The sequence below is a fragment of the Roseovarius sp. JB2-10 genome (genome assembly GCF_055693585.1).
The window spans coordinates 255,186-280,972 of the sequence record NZ_CM146337.1; the positions used below are offsets into that span (position 1 = coordinate 255,186).

The window sequence follows — 25,787 nt, forward strand, 5'->3', positions numbered from 1 at the left end:
GGCATCATTCGGCGATCTGCACCACATACGCCCGCGACCAAAGGTCCGGCTCCGCCAGCAAAAACGGCAGGAAAGGCGGTGTGACATGCAAGATGCGCCATTTTTCAGTCGCGGTGAGCCGGTCCATGACGTCCGGAAAACCCTGTTCCTGAAAACTGGCCTCGATCAGGTTGAACACGCCGATCCCACCGGGTTTTGTGACCTCAACGAGATGTTCGAGACTGACAGGCGGCGCATGTCCCGGCCCGAACGCGCCAACACACACAAATCCCGCGAAGTGATTGGCACCAAACGGCAACGGCTGGCCCATATCCGCTTCGACAAAAGAGGTGTATGCGCCCGTTTCCCGCGCGGCCGCCAGCATATCCGGAGAAAGGTCACATCCCGTCAGGTCCGAATACCCCATGAGCGACAGCATCTCACCCACCAGACCGGTGCCGCAACACGCATCCAGTAAGGCTGCGTCTTTTGGGCCAAGATGCTGCGCCAGCAACCCCGCACCAAGTGACGGCAAGCGAAACCCGCGTGTCAGGTTGTCTGCATCATAACTGCTGGCCCATTTGTTGTAGATCGCACGCGATTCCTCGGGCGATTTTGCGCCGTAGACGTCTTCAAGATCGTCGGTATGTGCGGCCATCTATCTCCCCCCAGATCCTGCGCAACAGCATCGACAGACGCGTCATGCCTGTCAACTAATCCAGCGGCAACTTAAAGCCGGTGTGGCTGGCCACGAAGCCAAAGCGTTCATAGAACCGATGCGTGTCTGTCCGGCTTGCATTCATCGTCAGTTGGATGAGGGTACACCCCGCCGCCTTGGCGCGTTGTTTGGCGTCCATAAACATCGCCTCACCAATCCCCTGCCCGCGCAGGGCACTGGCCACGCGCACGCTCTCGATCTGCGCCCGTCGCGCCGCGCGCAACGAAAGGCCTGTGATAAATGTCAGTTGATAGGTGGCTTGAACGGTGCCCTCGTCGTCTTCGCCAACGATCAGTGTGTTACCATTTTCGGTCTGCATCTGGTCAAACGCGGCCAGATAGGGCGCGATGTCACCGTCTTCGCGCGATTGTCCGAGGACGTCGTCGGCCAAAAGCGCGATGACCGCTGGCACATCCCGGCGTGTTGCCGGACGAAACCGGATCATCGCTGCGCCGCTGCGATGAAATCTGCAACCATCTTGGCATCCTTGATCCCCGGGGCACTTTCCACCCCCGAGGCAACATCGACCTGCCGTGCGCCTGTTTTGGCAATTGCCTCTGCCACATTCGCCGCTGTCAGGCCGCCGGCCAACATCCACGGTTTGTCCCACCGACGGCCTGTAATCAGGCTCCAATCGAACGCCATCGCGTTGCCGCCAGGTCGATCCGCATTGGGCGGCGGTTTGGTATCCACCAATAGCTGATCCGCAACACGCCCATGGGCATCCAATTGCGGCAAGTCGTCTTTGGTTGAAAGCCCCACCACTTTCATCACTGGCAAGCCATAGCGTGCTTTGACCGCAAGTACCCGTTCGGGCGCTTCGCTGCCATGAAGTTGCAAGATATCAATGGGAACGGCGCCAACCAGGGCGTCCATCATGTCGTCATCCGCATCGACCACCAGCGCCACCTTGGCCACACCTTCCGGCACAGTCACGGCCAGTGACGCGGCATCCGGAATATCCAGATACCGGGGTGATTTGGGAAAGAAATTGAACCCCAGATAGGCGGCACCAGCCGACACTGCATCTGTGACATCTGCAGGCCGTGTCAGCCCGCAAATCTTGACCCGAATATCCTGTGGCATGATGCGCCTCAGCTGGCCTCTTCCAAAAGAGCCAGCACTTCGTCTTTTCCTTGGTGTTTTTCGCCCTTCAGGCGACGAACTTCTGCGCGCATTTGTTGAAGCTCATGCGCCTGGCGCGTGGCGACCATGCGTTCCTTCGCTTCACGGATCCACTCCCAGACAAACCCGATGATCAGCCCTGCAACGATACCGCCAAAGATGACGATAAACAGAGGTACTTCATAGCTGGGATTGAGTGCCGAAAACCCGGCAACCTCTTCTGGCAAAATCTTGACCGTCACCATGCCTCGATTGGCAAGAGCGATCAGAACCAGGGCCACTCCGAAAATGGCAATCGAAGCATAGCGAATGTAGCGCATCAGTTTACTTCCCGTTCAAACGGTCCCGAAGCAGCTTTCCCGTCTTGAAGAAGGGAACATGCTTTTCTTCAACCTGGACCGATTCACCGGTGCGAGGATTGCGCCCTGTGCGGGCATCGCGCTTCTTGACGGAAAACGCGCCGAAACCGCGTAGCTCAACCCGGTTTCCCTTCGCCATGGCATCGGTGATTTCATTGAAGATCGTGTTGACGATCCGTTCGACATCTCTCTGATATAGATGCGGATTTTCATCGGCAATTTTCTGAATCAATTCCGATCGGATCATCGGCACCCTCCCCCGAGTAATTTTTTTGTTTTGATCGTTTGGCAACGGCTCAACTATAGATAACATCTTGAAAAACAGAAACACAAAGCGCGACCCCAAGAGCGTGATTTTGCCCATAAATCCGCCACATACGCGAAAAAAAACTGTCTCGAGCCGGGCAAACAACCGGCGTCCACGCGCATTCCGAAAATTCTGCACTGCGGCACAGCCATTGATTCGCAAAGCGTAATTTGCCGTTTTCAGCCGCTCAAATCCAAAATCTTTGAGACCTTTTGTCCCACAATCCCGCTCTGAAAAGGCGTGTCACATGGATGGCCTGCACCGAGGGGCGGGCCCTGGTCTGACCCGAGACATCCGGTGTGCGCGCAGGCGCACTCATTCTGGTTGCACCCCCTGACAGAAAAAGGCCCCACCAAATGGCGGGGCCTGATCTGATTGGCGCAAAACTCGAGAAGACTTATTCGTCGCCCTTGAGTGCGGCACCCAGGATATCGCCGAGCGATGCCCCTGAATCCGAGCTGCCATATTGTTCGACAGCTTCTTTTTCTTCCGCGATCTCGCGTGCCTTGATGGACAGACCCAGACGACGGGTCTTGCTGTCGACATTGGTGACGCGGACGTCGACCTTGTCGCCAACACTAAACCGGTCCGGGCGCTGTTCGGCACGATCACGCGACAGATCTGAGCGCCGGATGAAGCTCTTCATGCCTTCATATTCGACCTCTACGCCGCCATCTTCGATTGAGGTGACCTCAACAGTGATGATCGAGCCACGCTTCACGCCGCCGACAGCTTCGGCAAACTTGTCGCCGCCAAGCGCTTTGATCGACAGTGAAATGCGCTCTTTGTCGGTATCGACCTCAGAGACCACGGCCTGAACCATGTCACCCTTGCGGAAGTTCTGGATCGCATCTTCGCCACGCTCATCCCAGCTGATGTCGCTGAGGTGAACCATGCCGTCGATTTCACCTTCCAGACCAATGAAGAGACCAAACTCGGTGATGTTCTTAACTTCACCTTCCACTTCGGTGCCCTCAGGGAATTGCTCCGCGAAGACTTCCCATGGGTTCCGCATGGTCTGCTTGAGGCCCAGGGAAACGCGACGCTTGGTGCCGTCGATTTCCAGAACCATGACTTCGACTTCTTGGCTGGTCGAAACGATCTTGCCGGGATGGACGTTTTTCTTGGTCCACGACATTTCAGAGACGTGCACCAGACCTTCAACACCTGGCTCCAGTTCAACAAAGGCACCGTAGTCGGTGATGTTGGTCACGCGGCCCGTGTGAGTTGATTCCAGTGGGTACTTGGCGGCAACCAGATCCCACGGATCGTCCTGCAGCTGTTTCATGCCCAGCGAAATGCGGTGGGTTTCCTTGTTGATCTTGATGACTTGAACATTGACGGTCTCGCCAATTGTCAGGATCTCAGAGGGGTGGTTTACCCGGCGCCATGCCATGTCAGTGACGTGCAACAGCCCGTCAACACCGCCCAGATCCACGAACGCACCGTATTCGGTGATGTTCTTGACCACGCCTTCAACGTTCTGACCCTCGGTCAGGTTGCCAATCACTTCGGCACGCTGTTCGGCACGGCTTTCTTCAAGGATCGCGCGACGCGAGACAACGATGTTGCCACGACGACGGTCCATTTTCAGTACCTGGAATGGCTGCTTCAGACCCATCAATGGGCCCGCGTCACGTACAGGGCGCACGTCAACTTGTGAGCCGGGCAAGAACGCAACCGCGCCACCCAGATCAACAGTGAAGCCACCTTTGACACGGCCAAAGATCGCGCCTTCAACGCGCTCATCGTCAGCGTATGCTTTTTCCAGACGATCCCAGGCTTCTTCGCGGCGCGCCATCTCGCGTGAGATGACCGCTTCGCCACGGGCGTTTTCAGCCGAGCGCAGGAAGACCTCAACCTCATCGCCAACAGCGATTTCAGGGGCTTCACCGGGATTTGCGAATTCTTTTAGTTCAACGCGGCCTTCCATTTTGTAGCCGACGTCGATGATGGCCTGTCCCGCTTCAATTGCGATGACCTTGCCTTTGACAACTGACCCCTCTTCGGGCGTGTCCATTTCGAAGCTTTCGTTCAGGAGGGCTTCGAATTCCTCCATCGATGTGTTTTGAGCCATGTGGCGTTTCAATCCTAACGTTTCGTGTTTCGGGCCGCGCGGTTGTCTCCGCCGGTCTTGAAGGGTTTCATTGGTCAGACGCATTCCGCCTATCTTTCCGCAAAACAAAGAGGGCCGGTTTGTGCCCGACCCTGCTCACTCAATGCTCTGCGGCGGTTTCCGCCTTATCGACAGGCGCGCGTATAAGCCGGTTTTCAGGTGGGATCAAGCCCATACCGCCCAAAGAAAACACCGATCACGTGAGGATAGAGACCCCTGTCAGCGATGGTCTTACGCGGTCAAAACGGCCGCCGCCGTTTCGGCAGCTTCCAAGGCACCTTCCAGATACCCGCCAAACTGCGGGGCCACCTCGGAACCGGCAAAGATCAACCGGCCGTCCCAAAGACCCGTCATTTCCGGCGGTAATGAATAAGTCGGATGCGCATATAGCAGCGCGAAATCAGCCTCTGTTGTGGTGAAGGGCTCACGTGCCCAGTCTGTGATGACAATGTTGCGCGGCATCGCAGCGTCTGCGCCGAAAATCCTTGTCAGCTGGCTGCGGATTTGTTGCTGCAACACGGCCGTGTTTTTACGCGGCTCCGGCGGCACACCAATAAACCCGAACAACGCATATGGCCCGCCGTTTCCGGGAGACGCATCGTGAATTTCGACCAAAGGCCCAAAGCGACTCATGGCGTCACCAGACAATCCCGCATCGCGCCAAAAAGGTCGGTCATAAATCGCAACGGCCTTGGCCTGTGCCGCCATCCAAGTTGGAATGCTGCGCATGGCGTCGAGGGCTGGTGCGGGCAACGCAGGTGACGTGGCAATCGTGCAGGCAATCCGGGGCGGTAACGCCAAAACGACCCGATCTGCGTGCACGGTTTCTTGCCCTGCAATGACGGCGGAAATACCCTGCTCAGTTTTATGTAATGCCGTCACCGGCGCGTTCAGACGGACACGCGTTTCGGGCAGCCTTGCCACCAGTGCATCCACCAAGGATGTCATCCCGCCCTGCACGCGCCACGACCCTTCCATCGACGCAAATCCACGGCTTTTCTGGACATGGCCATGTTCGTTTTCAAAACACTGTTCTCCCAATGCGAACTGGTCAAACTTCTGCAGGCCAAGGCGCTCTACGATCAGGCTCATGCGCAGTTGGCCGGGCCAGAACCAAGTGGGACCCACGTCAAAAACAGCACCCCCCTCGGTTTCTGACTTGATGCGCCCGCCACATCGCCCACGGGCTTCGACCAGAAAGAAATCTTGGCCTCGTTCGTGCAGAATATCTGCAAGCGCCAGGCCGGACAGGCCGCCGCCGATGATCAGGGTCTGAAAGCGGGAGGTCTGTGTCAAAACGAAAAGCCCATATTCGGTGTTTTTGCCGCGAGGAAAAGTACGACGCGAGAAGGCGGCGGAGTACTTCCCTTGATGCCAAGCAACGCAATTTTGCCTACGGCTCGGTAGACGAATTTGCAAGTCTCACTCACCAGGCAAAATGAAAAACCGCGAGGTCACCAAACCGTTTAGTGCATGTGATCACCAAACGACGCATATTTTCCCAAACACCAAGCTGAGAGGACCACATGTCGCTGACCCGACGTCACTTTATTGCAAGCACAGCTGCCCTTGGGGCAACAAGCGCGCCCTTGCTGGCACAACAGGGCAAATCGGAAATCGATCTGCTCCGCGCAACCATCAATGGCCCGACCGATGATGCGATTGCGGCGCTGACTTCTATCCGGGAACGCGGACAACCCGATCTGGCGGCCGGCCTGATCATGGCCATGCGGTTTTCGCGCCTGCCGGCGACCTATTTTGCTGAAACGCTGACAGCCATCACCGGAAAGGACGCGGGAGATTCGTGGTTCGACTGGATGCTTTGGCAAGAAGCCAATCCACAGGTTGTACCACATCAGGCCTCACTCATTGCACTGAAGCGCGAGATGTATCTGCAGATAGATCCGAATTTCGACATCTTCCTCAAACAGCGCCATCTGCGCCGGGACAAGATGAAAATCCGCCTCGAAGAAATCACCTGGGGCGGTGTGCGCAAGGATGGCATTCCGTCATTGGACAATCCAACTCTGATCAAGGCCGCAGAGGCCAGTTACATGCGGGGCGACGACCTGGTGTTCGGCGTCTCGATCAACGGCGACACCCGGGCCTATCCCCTGCGCATCATGGGCTGGCATGAGATGTTCAACGAGGTAATCGGCGGCGTCCCCGTGGCCTTGGCCTATTGCACGCTGTGCGGTTCGGGCATTCTGTTTGAAACCAAGGTCCGGGGACGTTCCAAACCCTTGATCTTCGGCTCTTCGGGTTTCCTTTACCGATCCAATAAACTGATGTTTGACCGCGCCACGCATTCGCTTTGGAACCAGTTCACCGGCAAACCCGTTTCCGGCAAACTCGTCAACAGCGGCATTGAGCTCAAACAACGTCCCGTCGTCATCACCACATGGGACAAGTGGCGGCGCGAAAATCCGGGCACTCAAATCCTCTCGGTGAAAACCGGACATCGGCGCAACTACGGTTCAGGCGTTGTATATCAGGAATATTTCGCCTCGAACGATCTGATGTTTCCCACCAATGTGGATCAACGGCAACATCGGCAAAAGGACTACGTTTTTGGCATTCGCGACTTTGGCGGTGCCAAGGCCTGGCCGCTCAAAGCCTTCCGGAAACGCAAGGTCATCAATGATGCGATGCTGGGCAAGCCCCTCGTTCTGGTCGGCGATGACAAATCCCGCACGGTGCGCGCCTATGAACGCGGTGGCCTGACCTTCAAGCGAACAAAGGAAGGCCTGCAATCGTCTGATGGGGCGCAGTGGCAGATCACCGAAGATGCCCTTGTTACCAAAGACGGCCGGACCATGCCGCGCGTTGCGGGGCATATTGCCTATTGGTTTGCCTGGAACGGGTATCTGGGGGCGCAGAGTGAGATTTACAAAGGTTAAGACGACGGTTCTGAACTACGGTCCGAAGTCTCAATCTGGGCTTCTCGGTAGAGCGTGAAGAGACCGCTGGCCACAACAATGGCGGCGCCGATCAGGGTAATCAGGTCGGGCCATTCGCCGAAGGCCAGCCACCCCAACACAAGCGCCCAGAGCAACCCCGTATACCGGAACGGAGCGACAAAGCTGATCTCGCCCACGCGCATGACCATTACGGAAAATAGATAGCCGCCGATAATCATGACGGAGGCACCCAGGATCAATCCGCTGGCACGCATGTCCATGGGCACCCAGTCTCGGTTCAGGCTGGCCAGTCCGAAAAACACCATGATCGCGACTGCCGTTAAGAATGTGACGAACATCGAGGGCGTTTCGCGAGACAATTTGCGCGTCGTCAAATCACGCAGCGTGACGAAACACACTGCGGCCAACCCGTAGATAGAATAGACATTGAACCCGTCCGCGCCTGGCCGGACGATCAACAACACGCCTACAAACCCAATCAGAATAGCCGACATCCGGCGCCACCCGATACGTTCCTTGAATACGACAGCCGCCATCAGCGTAATTGTGAGCGGCAAGGCCTGAAGAATTGCCGTGATATTGGCAAGCGGCATGTTGAAGAGCGCTGTCAGCAGAAAATACGCCCCACCGATCTCAGCCACAGTGCGTAACGCCAGCAGCTTTGCATCCCGCATCGAAATATGCGGCCTCAACGCGCCCATTTTCCATGCAATCGCACCCACGGCGACGGATGTCAGCATGCCCCGCAAAAACAACAACTGAAACAGCGGGATTTGCCCCGCCATCATTTTCATCAGCATGTCGTTTAGAGTGAAGGCGGCCATGGAGGCCATCATCAGCCACGCGCCGGTCATGTTTTCGGATCGCGTCATTCAGGTTCCCATTCCAATCGTCTGGATCAAAAGGCGTTTTGTTGTTCCCTGACAAGCAAAAGAGACGCAATGCGATCTCAGCGCGCCAGACTAGCAACCTTGTTCCGGCACGGGCATGTGGTCAGATGATCATTGACCAATCCACATGCCTGCATAAAGGCATAAACAATCGTGGGCCCGCAAAATTTGAACCCTCTTTTCTTCAAATCCTTCGAAATTTCTTGCGATAAATCTGTCTGCGCGGGTACGTCGTCGAGGGAGGCAAAACTGTTCTGCAACGGCGCGCCATTCACGTAGTCCCAGAGGTATTTGTCAAAACCGATTTCCGCTTCGATCTCCTGCCAAACTCGGGCATTTGCAATCGTTGCTTCGATCTTGCCACGGTGCCGTATGATACCCGGATTCTGCAGCAACCGGAGGACGTCACCCTCACCCCATTCCGCGATCACATTAGGGTCAAACCCTTGAAAAGCCTCACGGAAATTGTCGCGCTTTTTGAGAATGGTGATCCAGCTCAGGCCCGCCTGAAACCCGTCAAGAATGAGCTTTTCCCACAGGGCGCGACTATCATATTCCGGCACGCCCCATTCCGTGTCGTGATACGCAATATAGATGTCTTCGAGCCCTACCCAGCCGCATCTTTCGGTCATGATTTCTCCTCTAAATCAGGGGAATTCGAGAGAGCAGGTTTAGCGCGGTTTTAACCCATCCTTAGCGGGAATGGCGCAATCTATGGCCCAAACGAATCCGGAGACGACTATGGTACGTAACGCCACTTGGGCTGACATTCCAGCGGGACACGACAATCCGCTGTCATATGCTGTCACAGCTCGCGACAAATCAATTGTCGAGATGGTCAATCAGGCCGTACAGCACAAGCAAGTGATGCTGGCCTACCAAGCCGTCGTGCCCGCCAAACGGCAGGCTCAACCCGCATTTTACGAGGGATTGATCCGTGTTCTAGATGAAACCGGCCGGATTATTCCTGCTGTGGATTTCATCGGCGCCATCGAAACAACAGAGACGGGCCGGATCATTGATTGCCTGGCGCTGGAAAAGGGCATCAATACGCTGAACGAATACCCCGACCTGCGCCTTTCCATCAACATGTCGGCACGCTCCATTGGCTACAGCAGGTGGTCCCGCATCCTTAAACGCGGCCTCGACAAGAACCCGACGATCGCGGAGCGCCTGATCCTGGAAATCACGGAAAGTTCGGCCATGCTTGTGCCAGAACTGGTTGTCGGCTTCATGAATGAATTGCAGCAAAAGGGCATCAGCTTTGCATTGGATGATTTCGGCGCCGGATACACAAGCTTCCGGTACCTGAAGGATTTCTTCTTCGACATTCTGAAAATAGACGGGCAGTTCATTCGCGGAATATCACGCGACGCCGACAATCAAATTCTGACGGCTGCGCTTGCTTCAGTTGCAGAACAATTTGACATGATGACCGTCGCGGAAAGCGTTGAAAAACCCGATGACGCGGATTTTCTGGCGAATATGGGCATTGATTGTCTTCAGGGATATTATTTCGGTGCGCCCACTGTGCATCCTCCATGGCGCGACCCCAATATCGAGCGTTCTTCAGCCTGATCACCGGCTCCGGTGGTTGCTGCTTTGCTGCACCTGCGGTATGACACCCAAGATCTGCAAGAGTGAGCGAAACGCAATTATGCGGCGCGCATATCCTTGCTTAGCTTGAAACCCGCCTGGTGGAGGAAAATCATTGACCAACGTAGTAATTGCATCCGCGGCTCGGACCGCTGTGGGATCCTTTGGTGGATCGTTTGCCAACACACCCGCACATGATCTTGGTGCCGCTGTTCTCGAAGCTGTTGTCGAGCGTGCGGGCGTCAACAAGGAAGACATATCCGAAACCATTCTCGGACAGGTGTTGAGCGCAGGCCAAGGCCAGAACCCTGCCCGTCAGGCCCATATCAACGCAGGACTGCCGACGGAAAGCGCCGCATGGGGCATCAACCAGGTCTGCGGTTCAGGCCTGCGCGCTGTTGCACTTGGTGCGCAACATATTCAACTGGGCGACGCCAGCATTGTTGCCGCAGGCGGACAGGAAAACATGACACTCAGCCCTCATGTCGCGCATTTGCGTGCGGGCACCAAAATGGGCGATGTCAAATACATCGACTCGATGATCCGCGATGGCCTTTGGGATGCTTTCAACGGCTACCACATGGGTCAGACCGCCGAGAACGTTGCCGAGCAGTGGCAGATCAGCCGTGAAGCGCAGGACGAATTCGCTGTGGCCTCACAAAACAAAGCAGAAGCTGCTCAAAAGGCTGGAAAATTTCAAGATGAGATCGCTGCATTCACCGTCAAAACCCGCAAAGGCGACATCGTTGTAGATGCGGATGAATACATTCGTCACGGGGCAAATATCGAAGCCATGCAAAAGATGCGCCCGGCCTTCACCAAAGACGGAAGCGTGACCGCCGCCAATGCCAGTGGCCTGAACGATGGTGCCGCCGCGACCTTGCTCATGAGCGCGGATGAGGCTGAAAAGCGCGGCATCGAACCTTTGGCCCGTATCGCCTCATATGCCACGGCAGGTCTCGACCCATCGGTCATGGGTGTTGGTCCAATCTACGCCAGCCGCAAAGCTTTGGATAAAGCCGGCTGGTCCGTAGGTGACCTTGATCTGGTCGAAGCCAACGAAGCCTTCGCGGCTCAGGCCTGTGCGGTGAACAAAGACATGGGTTGGGATCCGTCGATTGTAAACGTCAATGGGGGCGCCATTGCGATTGGGCACCCCATCGGTGCGTCCGGCTGCCGGGTTCTGAACACGTTGCTCTTCGAGATGAAACGTCGCGACGCCAAAAAGGGTCTGGCGACGCTGTGCATCGGTGGTGGCATGGGTGTAGCCATGTGCCTTGAGCGGGCCTGATACCGTCACGAATCGGTTGGAGATGGGGGCGTCGAAACAGCGCCCCTATTTCGTTTTTGGACGAAATAGCCGAATTTTTCGCGTTTTTAGCTGCACTGCGGCAATTTATCCGCGCAATAATATTGCGCATTCACTCCCTGAAGAGTAACAGAGTTACCAACACATTTTGCCAAACTGGAGGACACCATGGCACGAACAGCACTCGTCACCGGCGGATCGCGCGGCATCGGCGCGGCCATTTCCAAAGCTCTCAAGGCTGAGGGCTACAACGTTGCGGCCACCTATGCCGGCAATGACGAGGCGGCTTCCGCCTTCACGTCCGAAACCGGTATCAAAACATATAAATGGAATGTTGCCGACTACGACGAAAGTGCGGCAGGTATCGCCAAGGTCGAAGCGGAAGTGGGCCCCATCGACGTGGTTGTGGCCAACGCAGGTATCACCCGCGACGCCCCATTCCACAAAATGACCCCGGAGCAGTGGCACCAGGTTATCGACACCAACCTGACCGGCGTTTTCAACACGGTCCATCCGGTATGGCCCGGCATGCGGGAACGCAAGTTCGGCCGCATCATTGTCATTAGCTCGATCAACGGTCAAAAAGGCCAGTTTGCACAAGTGAACTATGCCGCGACCAAAGCCGGTGATTTGGGTATCGTTAAATCCCTGGCCCAGGAAGGCGCGCGCGCTGGTATCACTGCCAACGCCGTGTGCCCCGGTTACATCGCCACGGAAATGGTCATGGCTGTGCCCGAGAAAGTTCGCGAGTCGATCATCGGTCAAATCCCCGCCGGTCGTCTTGGTGAACCCGAAGAAATCGCACGCTGCGTTGCCTTCCTGGCATCAGACGATGCTGGCTTTGTGAATGGCTCGACCATTTCGGCAAACGGCGCACAGTTCTTCGTCTAACGCATCCAAATTCTACTCTGAAGACCGCCCTTGAGGGCGGTCTTTTTTTGTTTGTGGCGTGTGCACCGCTGGTAAGGATTCCCCCACTGGCCGAATGATGACCCCGAATTCTACTATCGCGGGTATTATTTGACCCAGAAAAGGAATTTATTATGCCTGCACCACATGGCCAAAGCGAATTCATCGGCCTAGACGCCTTTTGCAATAGAAATCATCATCACCACACCGGCGACCGGTTTGGACGCATGTTCGCGGACCTCCCGCCCCTGTTTACAGACCCAAGGGTTCTGGATCGGCTGGGCGCACCAGAAGGACCAATGGATGGTGGCGCGGCTGGCAGCATTTCACAGACCGTGCCGGTTGGTTTTGTCTTCTTTGGCCAGTTCGTCGATCATGACATCACGCTGGACGTGACCACCAGTCTGGACACGGTCAATTCCGCCCACGAAACGCGCAATGCGCGTACGCCCACGCTGGATCTGGATTGTATCTATGGGATGGGGCCGGAAGCGCAGCCCTATCTTTATCACGCAGCGGGCTCGTTCAAAGGGATCAAACTGATCACCGGGGCTGATTTCGGCGATGGTCCATTTGCTGCGGATGATCTCGCCCGGGTGGGCGACGTGGCCCTTATTGGAGACTTCCGCAACGATGAAAACCGCATCGTCAGCCAAATCCAATTGGCCATGATCCGGTTCCACAACAAAATGTGCGATGTCCTGTCCGCGGACCACGGTGGCAAGGAACTCTACGAAGAAGCACGGCGGCTCACCATGTGGCACTACCAATGGTGCGTTGTGCATGACTTTCTCAAGCATATTTGCGGCGAAGGTGTCGTCAGCCGCATCCTGTCGGAGGGGCGTCAGCACTACAAATCCGATGTGCCATTTATCCCGGTTGAGTTCTCGGTCGCGGCCTATCGGTTTGGTCACGCGATGGTGCCCATGCGGATACAAACGCAGCAAGGGGGCGCTTCGTTCGAGCTGTTTGGCAGCGTCCTTGGCAAGGGCTTTAGCCCGGTCACGGATGCCCGTGCGATTGCCGACATGCATGAGCTTTTTGAAACGTTCGAGGAGCGCACTGTACAGCGTGCCGGTCGCATGGATGCCAGCATGGCCAGCGATCTTTTGGCCTTGCCCGCCCGCGTTGATCCGGAAGGGCGTTCATTGGCGACGCGCAATATGATCCGCGGGCAGAGCTTCCTGTTGCCGTCTGGCGAGTCCGTTGCGCGCCAATTGGGGCGGCCCGACGCCGAGATCGAACAGGTCAGTGATGCCGCGCGCGTGGCCGAGTCTGAGCTGAACGGCGGCACGCCGCTCTGGTTCTATATCCTCAAGGAAGCCGAGCTGATCGGGCGCGAAAACCTGGATGGCACACGCCTTCCCGGCGAAGGTCTGGGACCGGTTGGGGCAACAATGGTGGCGGAAACGATCATTGGATTGATCGAACTGGACGGCCGGTCCTGGCTGGGCAGCAATCGCAATTGGCGTCCCGGTGTGCGGTCAGATGATGCGGATGTCGAACTCTCCAGCGTCGGCCATATTCTGACCTACACCTGACCGTTTGTCCGACTTACTTGGCATTAACCGATAATGCGCTACGCTTGGGCCCTCTTGTTTTCTTCGTTTAGAGAGGGCCCATGCACGGCCACACATCACAGCGCCTTACGACACAAAACCCAATTGCCGCCCGCATCGCGGAATTGTCGGAAGAGTATCTGAGTGCATCCGCGCCACGTCGCGAGGAAATTGGTGAAGAGATTTCTGGATTGATTTCGGGAAATGTTGTGCCCTTGCGCCGAGTCTAGTTGCCTGCCCGGCCTGGGCAACCCCTACAGATCACACCACCAATCCAAACATACCCTGAAGACATAAAAAGGGGCCGAAACCCGGCCCCAGAGCACCACAATTCGTGGCGATTTTTGAAAAAGATATTCCGGCAGGCAAAGCCCGCATTTTTGCGAAAAACTGCGCGTCGTGCTTGGCGGCTTACGCCTCGACCGACAGTCGCGTGATTTCTTCTTTCAGGCGCAGCTTCTGCTTTTTGAGTTCTGCGATTTCCAGGTCATTCGAGCCCGGCGCGCGTTGCGCTTCTTCAACTTGGTTCGAGAGAGATAGGTGTTTCTTCTTCAGTTCCTCAACATGCGAACTCAAGCTCATGGGCGGTCTCCTCTCAGATGTGTAACATGATGTTGACAGTCGAGCATATTTTGCACCCTCTGTCACGCTGCAAGCGCAGCATAAATCAAAAAAATTCTACCTAAAGTTGAAATTTATGCGCTGCTGAATGGCAGTTCTGCACCGTCCCGCAGGACACAAGTGGTTGCTTCAGTGTAGTTTTCCCTATCACCGGGGTGGCGGTCTCCTTGGTGCAAAACCCACCCGTCATGAAGCCGAAAATCCGCCCGCCCGCCCTTGCGACCGCGCAGCAATACCAGCCTTGCGCATCGACCCTCGCGGGGAATCAGGGGCAACAGCTCCAGACTGCCCAAATGCTGGCCCGCTGCTGTTAACAATTCCGGCACCCGTTCGGCACGGTGGATGAAGGTCACGGTCCCCTTGGGCGCGGTACGTTTGGCCGCCACGCTGACCCAGGTTGCCAGTGGCACGTCCTCTCCCAATGCACGCTCCCGATCTGCCTGAGGTGCCACCGTGCCAGCGCTACGGTCGAAATATGGGGGGTTGGCAAACACATGGGTGAATTGCCTTTGCAAAAGCGGCGCCGGCAGATGGGCCAAATCAGCTGTGAAAATCTCAGCCTCCTGACCGTTTGCCGCAACGTTATCCAAAGCCATTTTGGCGTATTTTTCCTGCACCTCGACACCCGCAAGCGCCAGACCAGGCACCCTGTGTCCCAGGCACAGCAAAGCCGTCCCGACGCCGCACCCCAATTCCAACACGGTATCACCGGGTTTTGCAGGAATGCTTGCGGCCAGCAAAACCGGGTCGACACCGGCGCGGTAACCCTTTTTAGGTTGGTGAATTCGAACCTGCCCACCAAGAAAATCATCGGCAGTGAGCAGATCCTCGGACCCGCCCTTACTCATCCACGGTTATCCCGTTGTCACGCAGCGCCCTTGCGGCAAGATCGTAGTCATCCACGCGCACCATCAACCGACGCGGAAAGATCCCAATTGAGCCTTCGAGAACACTCATATTTACGTCCATTTCAAAGCAGTCTATACCCTCGCCCTGAAGCAGGGCCTGAGCGAAAGCGATTGATGTCGGGTCAGTGGTACGCATGAGCTGTTTCATGGGGACGACATAAGAGCACTGCGACCTATTTGTCGAGCAAAGTGACGGGAGTGTGATGGGTTTGGATTACGCCGCAACGAAGCCTCACGAAAAGCTGGCAGCACATCTGGCGGGTAAATTGGACCTGGTAAATGCGCTGATCCGCAAACGCATGGAATCGCAACACGCACCGCGCATTCCGGAGGTTACGGCGCATCTGGTCGAAGCCGGCGGCAAACGCTTGCGCCCCATGCTCACGCTGGCGGCTGCCGATCTGTGCACTTACGACGGCGCGTTTGACGTGCATCTGGCGGCGACGGTTGAATTCATCCACACGGCAACGCTGCTGCATGACGATGTGGTTGACGAAAGTGCGCAACGCCGCGGTCGTCCCACAGCCAATTTGCTTTGGGATAACAAGTCGAGCGTGTTGGTTGGCGACTACCTTTTTGCGCGTGCTTTCCAGTTGATGGTTGAAACCGGATCTTTGCGCGTTCTCGACATTCTATCAAACGCCTCGGCCACCATTGCAGAGGGCGAAGTTCTTCAGTTAACGGCCGCGCGTGATTTGAGCACAAACGAAGACATTTACCTGCAGATCGTGCGCGGAAAAACCGCCGCATTGTTCTCTGCCGCAACCGAAGTTGGCGGCGTGATCGCCGGCGCGCCCGAAGTTCAGGTTAATGCGCTTTTTGACTATGGTGATGCATTGGGCATTGCGTTTCAAATTGTCGACGACCTGTTGGATTATCAGGGCGAAAGCGCTGCGACGGGCAAAAACGTAGGCGATGATTTCCGGGAGCGCAAGCTGACCCTGCCCGTGATCAAGGCCATCGCCGCCGCGGACAGTACCGAATATGCGTTCTGGACCCGGACCATCGAAAAGGGCGACCAGCGCGAAGGTGATCTCGAAGAAGCCCTGCGGTTGCTGGATCGGCATGGCGCATTGGAGAAAACGCGCGTTGATGCACTGGCCTGGACGGAAAAGGCCAAAACGGCTTTGTCGCAATTGCCCAATCATCCCGTGAGGCAGATGCTGCTTGAACTGTCGGATTATGTCGTCGCGCGCGTCAACTAAGCATTGAGCCGCGTGGCCGCGACCCACCAGCCTGGATGATCTTCGTGCAACCGTCCGGCCGCTGATGCGGCGGTTTCCGCGTCTCCGTAGAGCCCAAAAAACGTCCCGCCAGATCCGGACATGCGCGTCAGCATACAGCCCGGCGTCACAGCCAACGTGTTGAACACATGTTCTATTTTCGGCTCGGCCGCGATTGCCGCATCTTGCAGATCATTTCGCATTTCGCCCAACCACGCCACCAACTCACGTGTCGATACCCCTTCTGGCAGGACATCTGGCATGGGTGCGTTGGTGCGGCATTGCAGACGTTTGAACACATCCGCAGTCATCACAGGCAATTTTGGATTGACCAACACGGCGTGCAGCAAAGGCATGTCTGAAACCGGGTGAATTTCGTCCCCTATCCCCCGCATCCGCGCGGCCTGTCCCCGCATGCATACGGGCACATCTGCGCCAAAGGCGACCAAGTCTTCCGGGATGGGTTTGCCGCTGAGCTTCGATATCGCCCGCAACGTGGCAGCCGCATCGCTTGAGCCGCCACCAATTCCCGCAGCCACGGGGAGGTTTTTTTCAAGCTGGATATGCGCGGAAACCCCCATCGCGTCCGCTGCCTGTGCCACCAGATTGCTCCGGTCACGCGGCACACCATCGGCCATCGGTCCTTTGAGGATCATGATCGGTGTGTCAGAGGCCCGCACAGTTATGCGGTCGCCGACATCGGCAAACATAACCAGCGAGATCCAGGAGGTGGTAACCATCGTCCCGTTGCCCCGTCACATGCAGTGTCAGATTGACCTTTGCCGGGGCAAATTCCTTAACCACCGTCATCGACAACTTTCAGTGGATCACTGCCCTCTTCCGAGAGAACCTGATCCAGTCCAACTTCCAGTTTGCGGCGGATGCGGTCTGGCTCGGCGTCCGGATTGGAGTCGTCTTCCTCGGAGAGGGACAAGGCGCGATGCCATTGAAATTTCGCTTCTTGGTAGCGCCCAACTGCCCACAAGACGTCGCCCAAATGGTCATTGACCACCGGATCGACTGGCTCAAGCTCTGCCGCGCGCTCCATGTGTCCGACAGCTTCCTCGTAGCGGCCCAGCCGATACAGAACCCAGCCCAGACTGTCGATGATATAGCCGCTGTCTGGACGCGCTGCGACGGCCCGTTCGATCATATCCAGCGCCTCATCCAGATTGATGCGTTTTTCGACCATCGAGTAGCCAAGGTAATTCAGAACCTGCGGATGTTCCGGGTTCAGTTCGAGCGCTTTGCGGAAATCGGCCTCGGCGTTTTCCCAACGGTCCAGACGCTCATTGCTGATGCCACGGACGTAATAGACGAACCATTGCTGATTGCCCCGCGCCTCATAGAGCTCAACCGCCCGGTCATACGCATTTGCGGCTTTATCGAACTGCTCCAGCTGGCGATAAAGATCCCCGGCGGAGACATGCACCACAGGTACGTCCGCATGGCTTTGCGACAGTTGCTCCAACACCTCAACCGCTGCATCTGTCTTTTCCGACTGGCGCAAGGCTTCGCTGCGGCCCAACTCAGCCAGATAGAAAGAAGGATGATCGCGCGGCACACGTTTATACGCTGTCGTAGCCAGCTCGTAGCGCTGCAAATCTTCCAAGAGCTCGGCGGTCATGATGACAGCATCAACATTGTCGGGCGCCAGAAACTCAGCCACACGCGCAAAGAGCAGCACGTAATCCGGCCCCGCATCTGCCTGCAAAGCCCGACCCAGGGAAAAGAATACTTCGGCCACACCGTCGCGCGCCCCACCGATCACAGTGAATGGCAAGCGCTCTCCCTCAACCAACTGGCTGCGGAGAACCGTGATTTCAGGGTCCAGATCACTGCCAAAGAGGTCGTCGATAACCTTGACCGCTTCGTCGTTGCGCTCCAACTGGCTCAGCACCTGCGCCCAGGCGATCGTTCCACGCCGGGTCCGTTGCATCGGGCCATCGGATTCGCCTGCAAAAATGCTCTCTGCGCTCTCGAAATCGCCAACGGACGCCAAGGCCAAGGCCTTGTGGTAAATCGCAAAACTGTGCAATCCGCGTTCTTTGGACACCGCATCAAACTGTTCCAACGCGGTTTTCATGTCACCCTTGCCCATATTGGCCCAAGCCGCCACAAGACCATCCGCCAATGCACCGACGCCCTTTTTGTCGTCGATCCGCGCCAACACTTCGTCAAACGCCTCGCGTTTGCCCTCATCGGCGATCAAAACCATCTGTGCAACCTGGCTCTGCAGGCCTTCACCTTCGATGCGTTGGGCAATAGGCAGCGCGCGATCAAACTGACCCAAGCCGATCATCGACGCCACGGCGTTTTCCATCAGTGCCGGGTTTGACGGATCCTTTGCAAGGGCGCGGGTGAAATGCTCGGCAGCGGCTGCGTAATCATTCTGAAAGCGCGCCTGACGGGCCGCCAAATAGGCGCCAACGGACTCTTCGGCATAAATCGGACCGGTTGGGAGCTGCAGGGCAGCTGCCAACAGGGCAACAGAAAGGGATTTGAGTTTCACGAGCGCCTGCCTTTGGGATTTTTCACCGCTCAAGGTAGTGTGGTGGCGCTTGCAAGGCAATGCGGGACAGCAGTTTTGCCGCCCCGCAGGCAAGATTTCACGCGCCGGTTACATGTTCGGGTAATTCGGCCCATCGCCACCCTGCGGCGTGACCCAGGTGATGTTCTGGCTGGGATCTTTAATGTCGCAGGTTTTGCAATGCACACAGTTTTGGAAGTTGATGACAAACGCATCATCAACCACCTCATACACACCCGCCGGGCAATACCGCTGCGCAGGTTCGGCAAATTTGGGCATGTTGACGGACATTGGGATGTTTGGATCACTCAGCTGCAAATGCGCAGGTTGGCTTTCCTCGTGGTTCGTCATTGAAAAGCTGACATTGGTCAAACGATCAAAGCTCAGCGTGCCATCGGGTTTGGGGTAATCAATGGGTTTATGCGTGCTGGCCTGCTCAGTCGCCTCGGCATCGTTTTTGCCATGCTTTATCGTCCCGAAGAGGCTGAACCCCAATGTGTTTGTCCACATATCCAGGCCACCCAATGTCAGGCTGGCCAAGAGGCCGTATTTTGACCAGAGCGGCTTGACGTTGCGGACCTTCTTGAGGTCCTTGCCAATCTGGCCGGTGCGCACCTCGGTCTCGTATTCAACCAGCTCATCACCCGAGCGGTTCGCCAGAATGGCCGTATGTGCCGCCTCAGCCGCCGCAATACCACTGAGCATTGCGTTATGGTTGCCCTTGATGCGCGGTACGTTGACCATACCGACCGAGCACCCCAGAAGTGCCACACCAGGTGCGACCATTTTGGGCATCGACTGATATCCGCCTTCGGAGATCGCGCGCGCACCATACGCCACGCGCTTACCACCTTTGAGAAGGTCAGCAACCATCGGATGATGCTTGAACCGCTGGAATTCCATGTAGGGGAAAAGATGCGGGTTGCGGTAGTTCAGGTGAACCACAAAACCGACATAAACCTGATTGTTATCAAGATGATAGATAAAGGACCCACCACCGGCATTCCCGCCCAGAGGCCAGCCCATTGTGTGCGTGACCGATCCCTCTTTGTGCTTTTCTGGATCAATCTCCCAGATTTCCTTCATGCCAAGGCCAAATTTCTGAGGTTCCTTGCCTTGTGACAGGTCGAACTTGGCGATGACTTCTTTGGACAGGCTGCCGCGGACGCCTTCTGACAGGAAAACGTACTTGCCATGTAATTCCATACCGGGCTCGTAATTCGCGCCGTGGCTGCCATCGGCCTCCTTGCCAAATTCACCGGCGACAACGCCTTTCACGCGGCCTTCCTCGTCATAGACAATTTCCGAGCAAGCCATACCCGGGAAAATCTCTACACCCAGCTCTTCCGCCTGCTCCGCCATCCAGCGGCATACGTTGCCCATCGACACGATGTAGTTGCCGTGGTTGTTCATCAGTGGCGGCATCGGGAAATTGGGGATACGGATTTTACCCGCTTCACCCAGCATGTAGAAGTTATCGTCTTTAACCGGCGTATTGAGCGGCGCGCCCTTTTCTTTCCAATCCGGAATCAGCGCGTCCAGTCCACATGGATCGAGCACCGCACCAGACAAGATATGCGCGCCAACTTCGCTGCCTTTTTCCAGCACCACAACTTCACGGTTAGGGTCGAGCTGTTTCAGACGGATCGCCGCACTGAGACCTGCCGGGCCGGCGCCCACAATTACGACGTCATATTCCATTGTTTCACGAGCATTCTCGGACATTCGGCACGCTCCTCTCGGGCAAAAAACGATTTGAGATTGGCTAAACCAGAGCTGCCGTCAATGCAATCACGACCGGACGTTAAAGCACACCATCGCAAGGAAATTGCGGAATTCATGCAGGATTTGACGCAATTCGTGCGCGCGTCAGCCGACGCTATTGCAGGCTTGCGTAGATGTTGAGCACTTTATCGACGTCGTCGCCATTGCGAATCCGCGGATCATAAAGCGCTTCCAGAAGCCTTTGATCATAGTCCCGGGGCTTGTCATCCAACAGGTTATCGAAGGTGAAAAACGGCGAGTCCTGTGCATCATTCATCAAGCCCATGGCTTGCACCATTTCTTCATAGATGCACTTTTTCTGCGTGTCTTCCGTGACATCCGGCGCGATTAGGATCGTCCCGAAATGGATGCTCTCACCGTTGGACAGGACCTTGAAATAACACGGCCCACTGCCTTGCACGTAGCTCCGCGTCAGATTGCCGGAAAACCGCCCGTATGACGTCAGCGCGATAAAATGCGACGCCAGATGCGGAGACACCATGAAGATAAAGATGTTGGCGGAAAGTTCGAGGTCTTCCTTTTGTGCAATCAAAAGGTCCGATGTCATCTGCCCCGCGGCCGTGTTGCGCGGTTTGTAGCGCGATGCAGTGTAAAACCGCGGATCAAACGTATCGGAGGACAGGTTGACAAAAGCGGGCTGTTCAATGGGAAGCCCCGTGGCCGATGTGATGAAATTTGTGACATCCAGAAAGGCCGAATGGTCCACCGGTTGATCATGAACCACCACGAAACGCGGCGGATAGTGCCACTTCTTCACCGTGTTCGATTTCGCCGTGACGATGATCCGGGCGTCTTCCAGATCATCCGCCACCGCGCTGCTACTGCTCAACATCGATAAACTGACGGCTGTCGCCGTGATCGCACTCAAAACCTTACGCATCTCAACCTCATCGCTACCCGTATAGGCAGAAAGATGCCAAAAAACTCGCTCAAGTCAAATCACACTTGCCACATAATTGGAACGTTTTGTGATTCGAACGCTGCGTCAGCGCGATTTCCACCCACCAGCACGTGTTATCCGCCGGTGAATCAGGCGGACGTGAGGCGCCGGATAAAGACCGCAGCGTCAAAACCGACTTGAGATCAAAACCGGCAAAACCCGGCACCATGCGGCACAAATGATCCGGATTGCCATGTCGGATATCATCGCCTATTGCATCCGCACTCCTGCTCGGGGCACTCTACCCCGATCAACAAAGAGCGGGTCGCGTGATGGCCCCCACAGATGACAGTGGACGACCGAAATGGAAAAGATCCCAATGACCCACGCGGGTTTTGCCGCGCTCGAAGCTGAATTAAAGCAGCTGAAATCCGTGGAGCGCCCGGCCATCATCCGGGCCATCGCAGAAGCACGCGAGCATGGGGATCTATCCGAGAACGCTGAATATCATTCCGCCAAGGAGAAACAGTCTTTCATCGAAGGCCGCGTGAAGGAACTTGAGGGCGTGATCAGCCTGGCCGAGGTCATTGATCCCGCGAAGCTTTCCGGCACGATCAAATTTGGCGCGACGGTCACGTTGGTGGACGAGGACACCGACGAAGAAAAGACCTGGCAAATCGTGGGCGAGCATGAGGCCAATATCGAAAACGGCCTTTTAAACATCAAATCCCCGATTGCACGCGCCCTGATCGGCAAAGATGAGGGCGACAGCGTCGAGGTGCGCACACCTGGTGGTGAGAAGGCGTATGAAGTGTTAAAGATCGCCTACATCTGAGTTTGTACCCTTTTTGAGCGGCGAGTTGATATGTCCGATCGTCCAGATACCCATCCGACCCCCTTGGGGATTTACGACAAGGCCCGCAAGGAAACGATCACCGGCATCGAAGTGATCGCGATTGCGCTGTCTTTGTTGTGGCTCCTTGGCACGGCGGTGTTTTTTCTCGTTCTCGCACCAAGTGAGATGTTCAGCGGCTCGGGTGGCGCGTTACAATTCGTGATGATCCTTCTTGCGATTTTCATGCCCGTCGCGATGATCTGGGTGGCCGCCACGGCCGCGCGGGCAAGCAAGGTGATGCGCGAAGAAAGCCAGCGTTTGCAGACCGCCATTGACGCCATTCGCCAGACATATGTGGCGCAAAACCAGGGCCGCAACACGGTTGGTGAGCCATCGGTCGCCAAGAAGCTTGATGAGATCGCGGCGGCACAGCGCAAGACAGAAACGGCCCTTGCCACGTTCTCCTCATCGCGTGAGCGGCAACCCATGCGCCCGCCGGCACCTGTGGCAGAAACCGCACCGGACAATTCGGATCAGGTCTCGTTGCCATTGGGTACGTCGGCTGAGGATTTGCAGCCACCCCCCGAACTGCCTGATTTCATCCGCGCCCTGAATTTCCCTGAAAATGCGGCGGACAAGGCCGGGTTTGCCGCCTTGCGACGCGCCCTCAAGGACCGCCCGACAGCACAGCTTATTCAAGCCGCACAGGATGTTCTGACGCTTCTGTCGCAGGACGGTATCTATATGGACGATCTGCGCCCCGATATGGCCCGCCCCGAGGTCTGGCGGCGTTTTGCGGGCGGAGAACGCGGCCGCGCCGTGGCCACATTGGGCGGCGTGCGGGACCGGTCATCTCTGGCGCTGGCAGCGGCCCGGATGCGCAACGACACGATCTTTCGCGACTCGGCACATCACTTCCTGCGCCTTTTCGACCGCATGTTCACACAATTCGCCGAAACCGCGACGGATGCTGAAATTTCAGAACTCTCAGACACCCGCACCGCCCGCGCCTTCATGCTTCTGGGCCGCGTCGCAGGTACGTTCAACTAAGGACCCAGACGATCGTTCTGCGGACTAAGCGGAATGTGCTATTTGCGACGCGAACAGGCAGCACATGTTAGCATGGTCGGCGTGGCTTTAACCCGCCAGAAACCCAAGAATGTGAGCCGTCAATTCTGCTGGCGCTTCTTCGGGGATCGCATGGCCACATGGCAGCGCGACACCCGAAACGTGGTCTGCTTTTTCCCGCCAGGTCGCCGTTACGTCATAAAGCTCTCCGACAACGCCGTGCTCACCCCAGATAGCCAAAAGCGGCGCGTTGATGCGACGGGTCTGATCTTCGCGGTCATGCTCCAAATCAATGCTTGCCGCCGCGCGGTAGTCTTCGCAAATCGCATGCAGTGTGGCCGGATCACGGTAGCTGCGCAGGTATTCGGCAATCGTAGCCTCGTCCAAAGCCCCTTTGATCTTCACCTGGCCCGCGATATGCCGACGCAGGAAATATTCCGGATCGGCGGCGATCATTTTCTCAGGCAGACCATCCGGCTGGATCAGGAAAAACCACCAGAAATAGCGCGTCGCAAATTCCTGATTGGTTTGCGCGTACATTGTGAAGGTGGGCGCGATATCAAGCACGATAAGCCGTTCGACCGCATCCGGAAAATCAAGCGCAAGTCGATGCGCCACCCGGCCACCGCGATCATGGCCAACAACCGAAAACCGCTCATGGCCCAAAAGTTTCATCAAGGCGATCTGGTCGGCCGCCATGACCCTTTTGGAATAGGGCAGGTGCGATGGGTCACTTTCAGGCTTGTCGCTATCGCCATAGCCCCTGAGATCGGGCGCAATCACCTGATACCCTGCCTCGACAAGGCGCGGGGCAACCTTGCGCCAGACCACATGGGTTTGCGGATGACCGTGCAACAGTAAAATTGGCGGTCCTGTCCCCGCACTGGCGACGTTAATGGTAAGATCAGGCAACCCAACTCTTTGGACGTCAAAGCCCGCAAGGAATGCCGACGCGACCACTTTAGGGGCCTTCCATCACGGCGTCGGCAATGGCCGCGCCACATGTTTTCGTGTCGGCTGGCCCGCCAAGGTCAGGCGTGCGCAAGGCGTCTTCGGACAACACCCGTTCAATGGCGGAGGTAATCGACGTGCTGGCCTCTTGTGCTCCCAGATGTTCCAGCATCATGGCCGCGGCCCAAATCTGCCCCACGGGGTTGGCGATACCACGGCCTGCGATGCCCGGCGCGGAGCCATGGACCGGCTCGAACAGGGAGGGGAATTTCCCTTCCGGATTGATGTTTCCCGACGGCGCGATCCCGATTGTACCGGTGCAGGCGGGGCCAAGGTCAGACAGGATGTCGCCAAACAGGTTGGACGCCACAACAACGTCGAACCAGTCCGGGTGCAGGACAAATTGGGCCGTCAAAATATCGATATGATACTTGTCGACCTTGATGTCGGGATACTTTGCCGCCATCTCAGCCACCCGCTCGTCCCAATAGGGCATCGTTATCGAAATCCCATTGGATTTGGTGGCCGACGTCAGATGCTTGCCGCGTTTTGCCGCCAGATCAAAGGCATATTTCAAGATGCGATCAACGCCGACGCGGCTCATGACGGTTTCTTGCACAACGATCTCTCGGTCTGTGCCAGGGAACATCTTACCACCGATGGATGAATACTCGCCTTCGGTGTTCTCACGCACAATCATCATGTCGATGTCACCGGGCGCGCGACCGGCCAGTGGCAGCGGAACACCAGGCATGGCGCGCGCAGGGCGCAGGCTGACATATTGATCGAATTCCCGCCGGAACTGGATCAGCGATCCCCAGAGCGAGATGTGATCGGGCACAACCTCAGGCCATCCAACAGCCCCGAAGAAGAGTGCATCGCTGCCACTTAGATGATCCTTCCAGTCATCAGGCAGCATCTGCCCATGCTTCGCGTAATAATCGGCGGAAGCGAAGTCGTGATCGTCAAAATCAAAACCGAGATCGAACCGTTTTGAGGCAGCCTCCAGAACACGAATGCCCTCCGGCGTGGTCTCTTTCCCGATCCCGTCGCCCGGGATGACGGCAATCTTCCAGCTGTTCTTTGGCATGTGCTTTGTCCTTATGGTCGCGCACTGAGTAAGCCAGTCTTGGAGGTCAAGCAACAAAAGCCCGCTGCAAATGTCTAACGGGCCTTGGGTGGTGCGCGTTTGGATCGA

General features: G+C 56.6%; 27 protein-coding genes. 9 read left to right on the forward strand and 18 right to left on the reverse strand.

All coding sequences use genetic code 11. From position 1 onward, the window contains the following. Window positions 1-4: 4 nt before the first annotated feature. From ACZ1HJ_RS01235 to ACZ1HJ_RS01265, 7 genes are all read right to left on the reverse strand, one after another. Entirely contained in the window at window positions 5-637 is a 633-nt protein-coding gene (locus ACZ1HJ_RS01235; protein ID WP_472720554.1) for a class I SAM-dependent DNA methyltransferase, read from the reverse strand. Between the two features lie 55 nt (window positions 638-692). Then, window positions 693-1,142: a GNAT family N-acetyltransferase gene (locus ACZ1HJ_RS01240; RefSeq protein ID WP_472720555.1), complete on the reverse strand. Its 450-nt coding sequence runs from the start codon at window positions 1,140-1,142 to the stop codon at window positions 693-695. Further along, a complete protein-coding gene (locus tag ACZ1HJ_RS01245) occupies window positions 1,139-1,783 on the reverse strand; it encodes a phosphoribosylanthranilate isomerase (RefSeq protein WP_472720556.1) in 645 nt (214 codons plus the stop codon). The genes ACZ1HJ_RS01240 and ACZ1HJ_RS01245 overlap by 4 nt, the downstream gene beginning before the upstream one ends. 8 nt (window positions 1,784-1,791) lie before the next feature. Then, window positions 1,792-2,142, reverse strand: coding sequence for a LapA family protein (locus ACZ1HJ_RS01250; RefSeq protein WP_472720557.1), 351 nt, complete (start codon window positions 2,140-2,142; stop codon window positions 1,792-1,794). A 4-nt stretch (window positions 2,143-2,146) separates the two neighbouring features. Beyond that, window positions 2,147-2,428 (reverse strand): integration host factor subunit beta, encoded by a 282-nt coding sequence (ihfB, locus tag ACZ1HJ_RS01255; protein WP_085801620.1) that lies wholly within the window; start codon window positions 2,426-2,428, stop codon window positions 2,147-2,149. A gap of 457 nt (window positions 2,429-2,885) precedes the next feature. Then, window positions 2,886-4,565 carry a 30S ribosomal protein S1 gene (gene rpsA, locus ACZ1HJ_RS01260; protein ID WP_472720558.1) on the reverse strand — a complete coding sequence of 560 codons (1,680 nt, stop codon included), beginning with the start codon at window positions 4,563-4,565 and terminating at the stop codon, window positions 2,886-2,888. A gap of 270 nt (window positions 4,566-4,835) precedes the next feature. Beyond that, window positions 4,836-5,900 (reverse strand): flavin monoamine oxidase family protein, encoded by a 1,065-nt coding sequence (locus ACZ1HJ_RS01265; protein ID WP_472720559.1) that lies wholly within the window; start codon window positions 5,898-5,900, stop codon window positions 4,836-4,838. 230 nt (window positions 5,901-6,130) lie between these two features. Between ACZ1HJ_RS01265 and ACZ1HJ_RS01270 the strand changes: the two genes are divergently transcribed. Continuing rightward, complete coding sequence (locus ACZ1HJ_RS01270) at window positions 6,131-7,504, forward strand: DUF3179 domain-containing protein (RefSeq protein WP_472720560.1); 1,374 nt, start codon at window positions 6,131-6,133, stop codon at window positions 7,502-7,504. On the opposite strand, the gene ACZ1HJ_RS01275 is transcribed toward ACZ1HJ_RS01270, so the two are convergent. Together ACZ1HJ_RS01275 and ACZ1HJ_RS01280 are read right to left on the reverse strand one after the other, a co-directional pair. Next, complete coding sequence (locus ACZ1HJ_RS01275) at window positions 7,501-8,397, reverse strand: DMT family transporter (protein ID WP_472720561.1); 897 nt, start codon at window positions 8,395-8,397, stop codon at window positions 7,501-7,503. The genes ACZ1HJ_RS01270 and ACZ1HJ_RS01275 overlap by 4 nt on opposite strands. 77 nt (window positions 8,398-8,474) lie before the next feature. Then, window positions 8,475-9,047 (reverse strand): DNA-3-methyladenine glycosylase I, encoded by a 573-nt coding sequence (locus ACZ1HJ_RS01280; protein WP_472720562.1) that lies wholly within the window; start codon window positions 9,045-9,047, stop codon window positions 8,475-8,477. Window positions 9,048-9,156: 109 nt separating this feature from the next. Here ACZ1HJ_RS01280 and ACZ1HJ_RS01285 point away from each other — a divergent pair, with 109 nt between their 5' ends. From ACZ1HJ_RS01285 to ACZ1HJ_RS01305, 5 genes are all read left to right on the forward strand, one after another. Beyond that, entirely contained in the window at window positions 9,157-9,993 is an 837-nt protein-coding gene (locus ACZ1HJ_RS01285; RefSeq protein WP_472720563.1) for an EAL domain-containing protein, read from the forward strand. A gap of 133 nt (window positions 9,994-10,126) precedes the next feature. Continuing rightward, complete coding sequence (locus tag ACZ1HJ_RS01290) at window positions 10,127-11,302, forward strand: acetyl-CoA C-acetyltransferase (RefSeq protein WP_472720564.1); 1,176 nt, start codon at window positions 10,127-10,129, stop codon at window positions 11,300-11,302. Between the two features lie 186 nt (window positions 11,303-11,488). Further along, entirely contained in the window at window positions 11,489-12,211 is a 723-nt protein-coding gene (phbB, locus tag ACZ1HJ_RS01295; protein ID WP_472720565.1) for an acetoacetyl-CoA reductase, read from the forward strand. Between the two features lie 245 nt (window positions 12,212-12,456). Then, entirely contained in the window at window positions 12,457-13,770 is a 1,314-nt protein-coding gene (locus tag ACZ1HJ_RS01300; protein ID WP_472720566.1) for a peroxidase family protein, read from the forward strand. Between the two features lie 80 nt (window positions 13,771-13,850). Beyond that, on the forward strand, window positions 13,851-14,018 hold the full coding sequence (locus ACZ1HJ_RS01305) for a hypothetical protein (RefSeq protein ID WP_472720567.1): 168 nt from the start codon (window positions 13,851-13,853) through the stop codon (window positions 14,016-14,018). A gap of 181 nt (window positions 14,019-14,199) precedes the next feature. Here ACZ1HJ_RS01305 and ACZ1HJ_RS01310 read toward each other — a convergent pair whose 3' ends face one another. The 3 genes from ACZ1HJ_RS01310 to ACZ1HJ_RS01320 form a co-directional block, all read right to left on the reverse strand. Next, complete coding sequence (locus tag ACZ1HJ_RS01310) at window positions 14,200-14,370, reverse strand: YdcH family protein (RefSeq protein ID WP_472720568.1); 171 nt, start codon at window positions 14,368-14,370, stop codon at window positions 14,200-14,202. Between the two features lie 113 nt (window positions 14,371-14,483). Beyond that, window positions 14,484-15,257, reverse strand: coding sequence for a tRNA1(Val) (adenine(37)-N6)-methyltransferase (locus ACZ1HJ_RS01315; RefSeq protein ID WP_472720569.1), 774 nt, complete (start codon window positions 15,255-15,257; stop codon window positions 14,484-14,486). After that, on the reverse strand, window positions 15,250-15,465 hold the full coding sequence (locus ACZ1HJ_RS01320; RefSeq protein ID WP_472720570.1) for a putative signal transducing protein: 216 nt from the start codon (window positions 15,463-15,465) through the stop codon (window positions 15,250-15,252). The genes ACZ1HJ_RS01315 and ACZ1HJ_RS01320 overlap by 8 nt, the downstream gene beginning before the upstream one ends. Window positions 15,466-15,520: 55 nt before the next feature. Here ACZ1HJ_RS01320 and ACZ1HJ_RS01325 point away from each other — a divergent pair, with 55 nt between their 5' ends. Continuing rightward, window positions 15,521-16,522 (forward strand): polyprenyl synthetase family protein, encoded by a 1,002-nt coding sequence (locus ACZ1HJ_RS01325; protein WP_472720571.1) that lies wholly within the window; start codon window positions 15,521-15,523, stop codon window positions 16,520-16,522. Here ACZ1HJ_RS01325 and ACZ1HJ_RS01330 read toward each other — a convergent pair. The 4 genes from ACZ1HJ_RS01330 to ACZ1HJ_RS01345 all read right to left on the reverse strand — a co-directional run bounded on the left by ACZ1HJ_RS01330 (window position 16,519) and on the right by ACZ1HJ_RS01345 (window position 21,735). Continuing rightward, window positions 16,519-17,280 carry a 4-(cytidine 5'-diphospho)-2-C-methyl-D-erythritol kinase gene (locus tag ACZ1HJ_RS01330; RefSeq protein WP_472720572.1) on the reverse strand — a complete coding sequence of 254 codons (762 nt, stop codon included), beginning with the start codon at window positions 17,278-17,280 and terminating at the stop codon, window positions 16,519-16,521. The two genes, ACZ1HJ_RS01325 and ACZ1HJ_RS01330, sit on opposite strands and share 4 nt — an antisense overlap. A 56-nt stretch (window positions 17,281-17,336) precedes the next feature. Beyond that, window positions 17,337-19,052, reverse strand: coding sequence for a tetratricopeptide repeat protein (locus ACZ1HJ_RS01335; RefSeq protein WP_472720573.1), 1,716 nt, complete (start codon window positions 19,050-19,052; stop codon window positions 17,337-17,339). Between the two features lie 108 nt (window positions 19,053-19,160). Then, entirely contained in the window at window positions 19,161-20,795 is a 1,635-nt protein-coding gene (locus ACZ1HJ_RS01340; protein ID WP_472720574.1) for an electron transfer flavoprotein-ubiquinone oxidoreductase, read from the reverse strand. A 154-nt stretch (window positions 20,796-20,949) separates the two neighbouring features. Next, a complete protein-coding gene (locus tag ACZ1HJ_RS01345) occupies window positions 20,950-21,735 on the reverse strand; it encodes a DUF2927 domain-containing protein (protein ID WP_472720575.1) in 786 nt (261 codons plus the stop codon). 364 nt (window positions 21,736-22,099) lie between these two features. On the opposite strand from ACZ1HJ_RS01345, the gene greA reads away from it, so the two are divergent. Beyond that, window positions 22,100-22,570, forward strand: coding sequence for a transcription elongation factor GreA (gene greA, locus ACZ1HJ_RS01350; RefSeq protein ID WP_472720576.1), 471 nt, complete (start codon window positions 22,100-22,102; stop codon window positions 22,568-22,570). 30 nt (window positions 22,571-22,600) lie between these two features. Then, window positions 22,601-23,620, forward strand: a complete 1,020-nt coding sequence (locus tag ACZ1HJ_RS01355; RefSeq protein WP_472720577.1) for a hypothetical protein — start codon at window positions 22,601-22,603, stop codon at window positions 23,618-23,620. An 87-nt stretch (window positions 23,621-23,707) separates the two neighbouring features. On the opposite strand, the gene ACZ1HJ_RS01360 is transcribed toward ACZ1HJ_RS01355, so the two are convergent. Beyond that, window positions 23,708-24,550 (reverse strand): alpha/beta fold hydrolase, encoded by an 843-nt coding sequence (locus tag ACZ1HJ_RS01360; protein ID WP_472720578.1) that lies wholly within the window; start codon window positions 24,548-24,550, stop codon window positions 23,708-23,710. Between the two features lie 49 nt (window positions 24,551-24,599). Then, window positions 24,600-25,679 (reverse strand): tartrate dehydrogenase, encoded by a 1,080-nt coding sequence (locus tag ACZ1HJ_RS01365; protein ID WP_472720579.1) that lies wholly within the window; start codon window positions 25,677-25,679, stop codon window positions 24,600-24,602. Window positions 25,680-25,787: the final 108 nt, after the last annotated feature.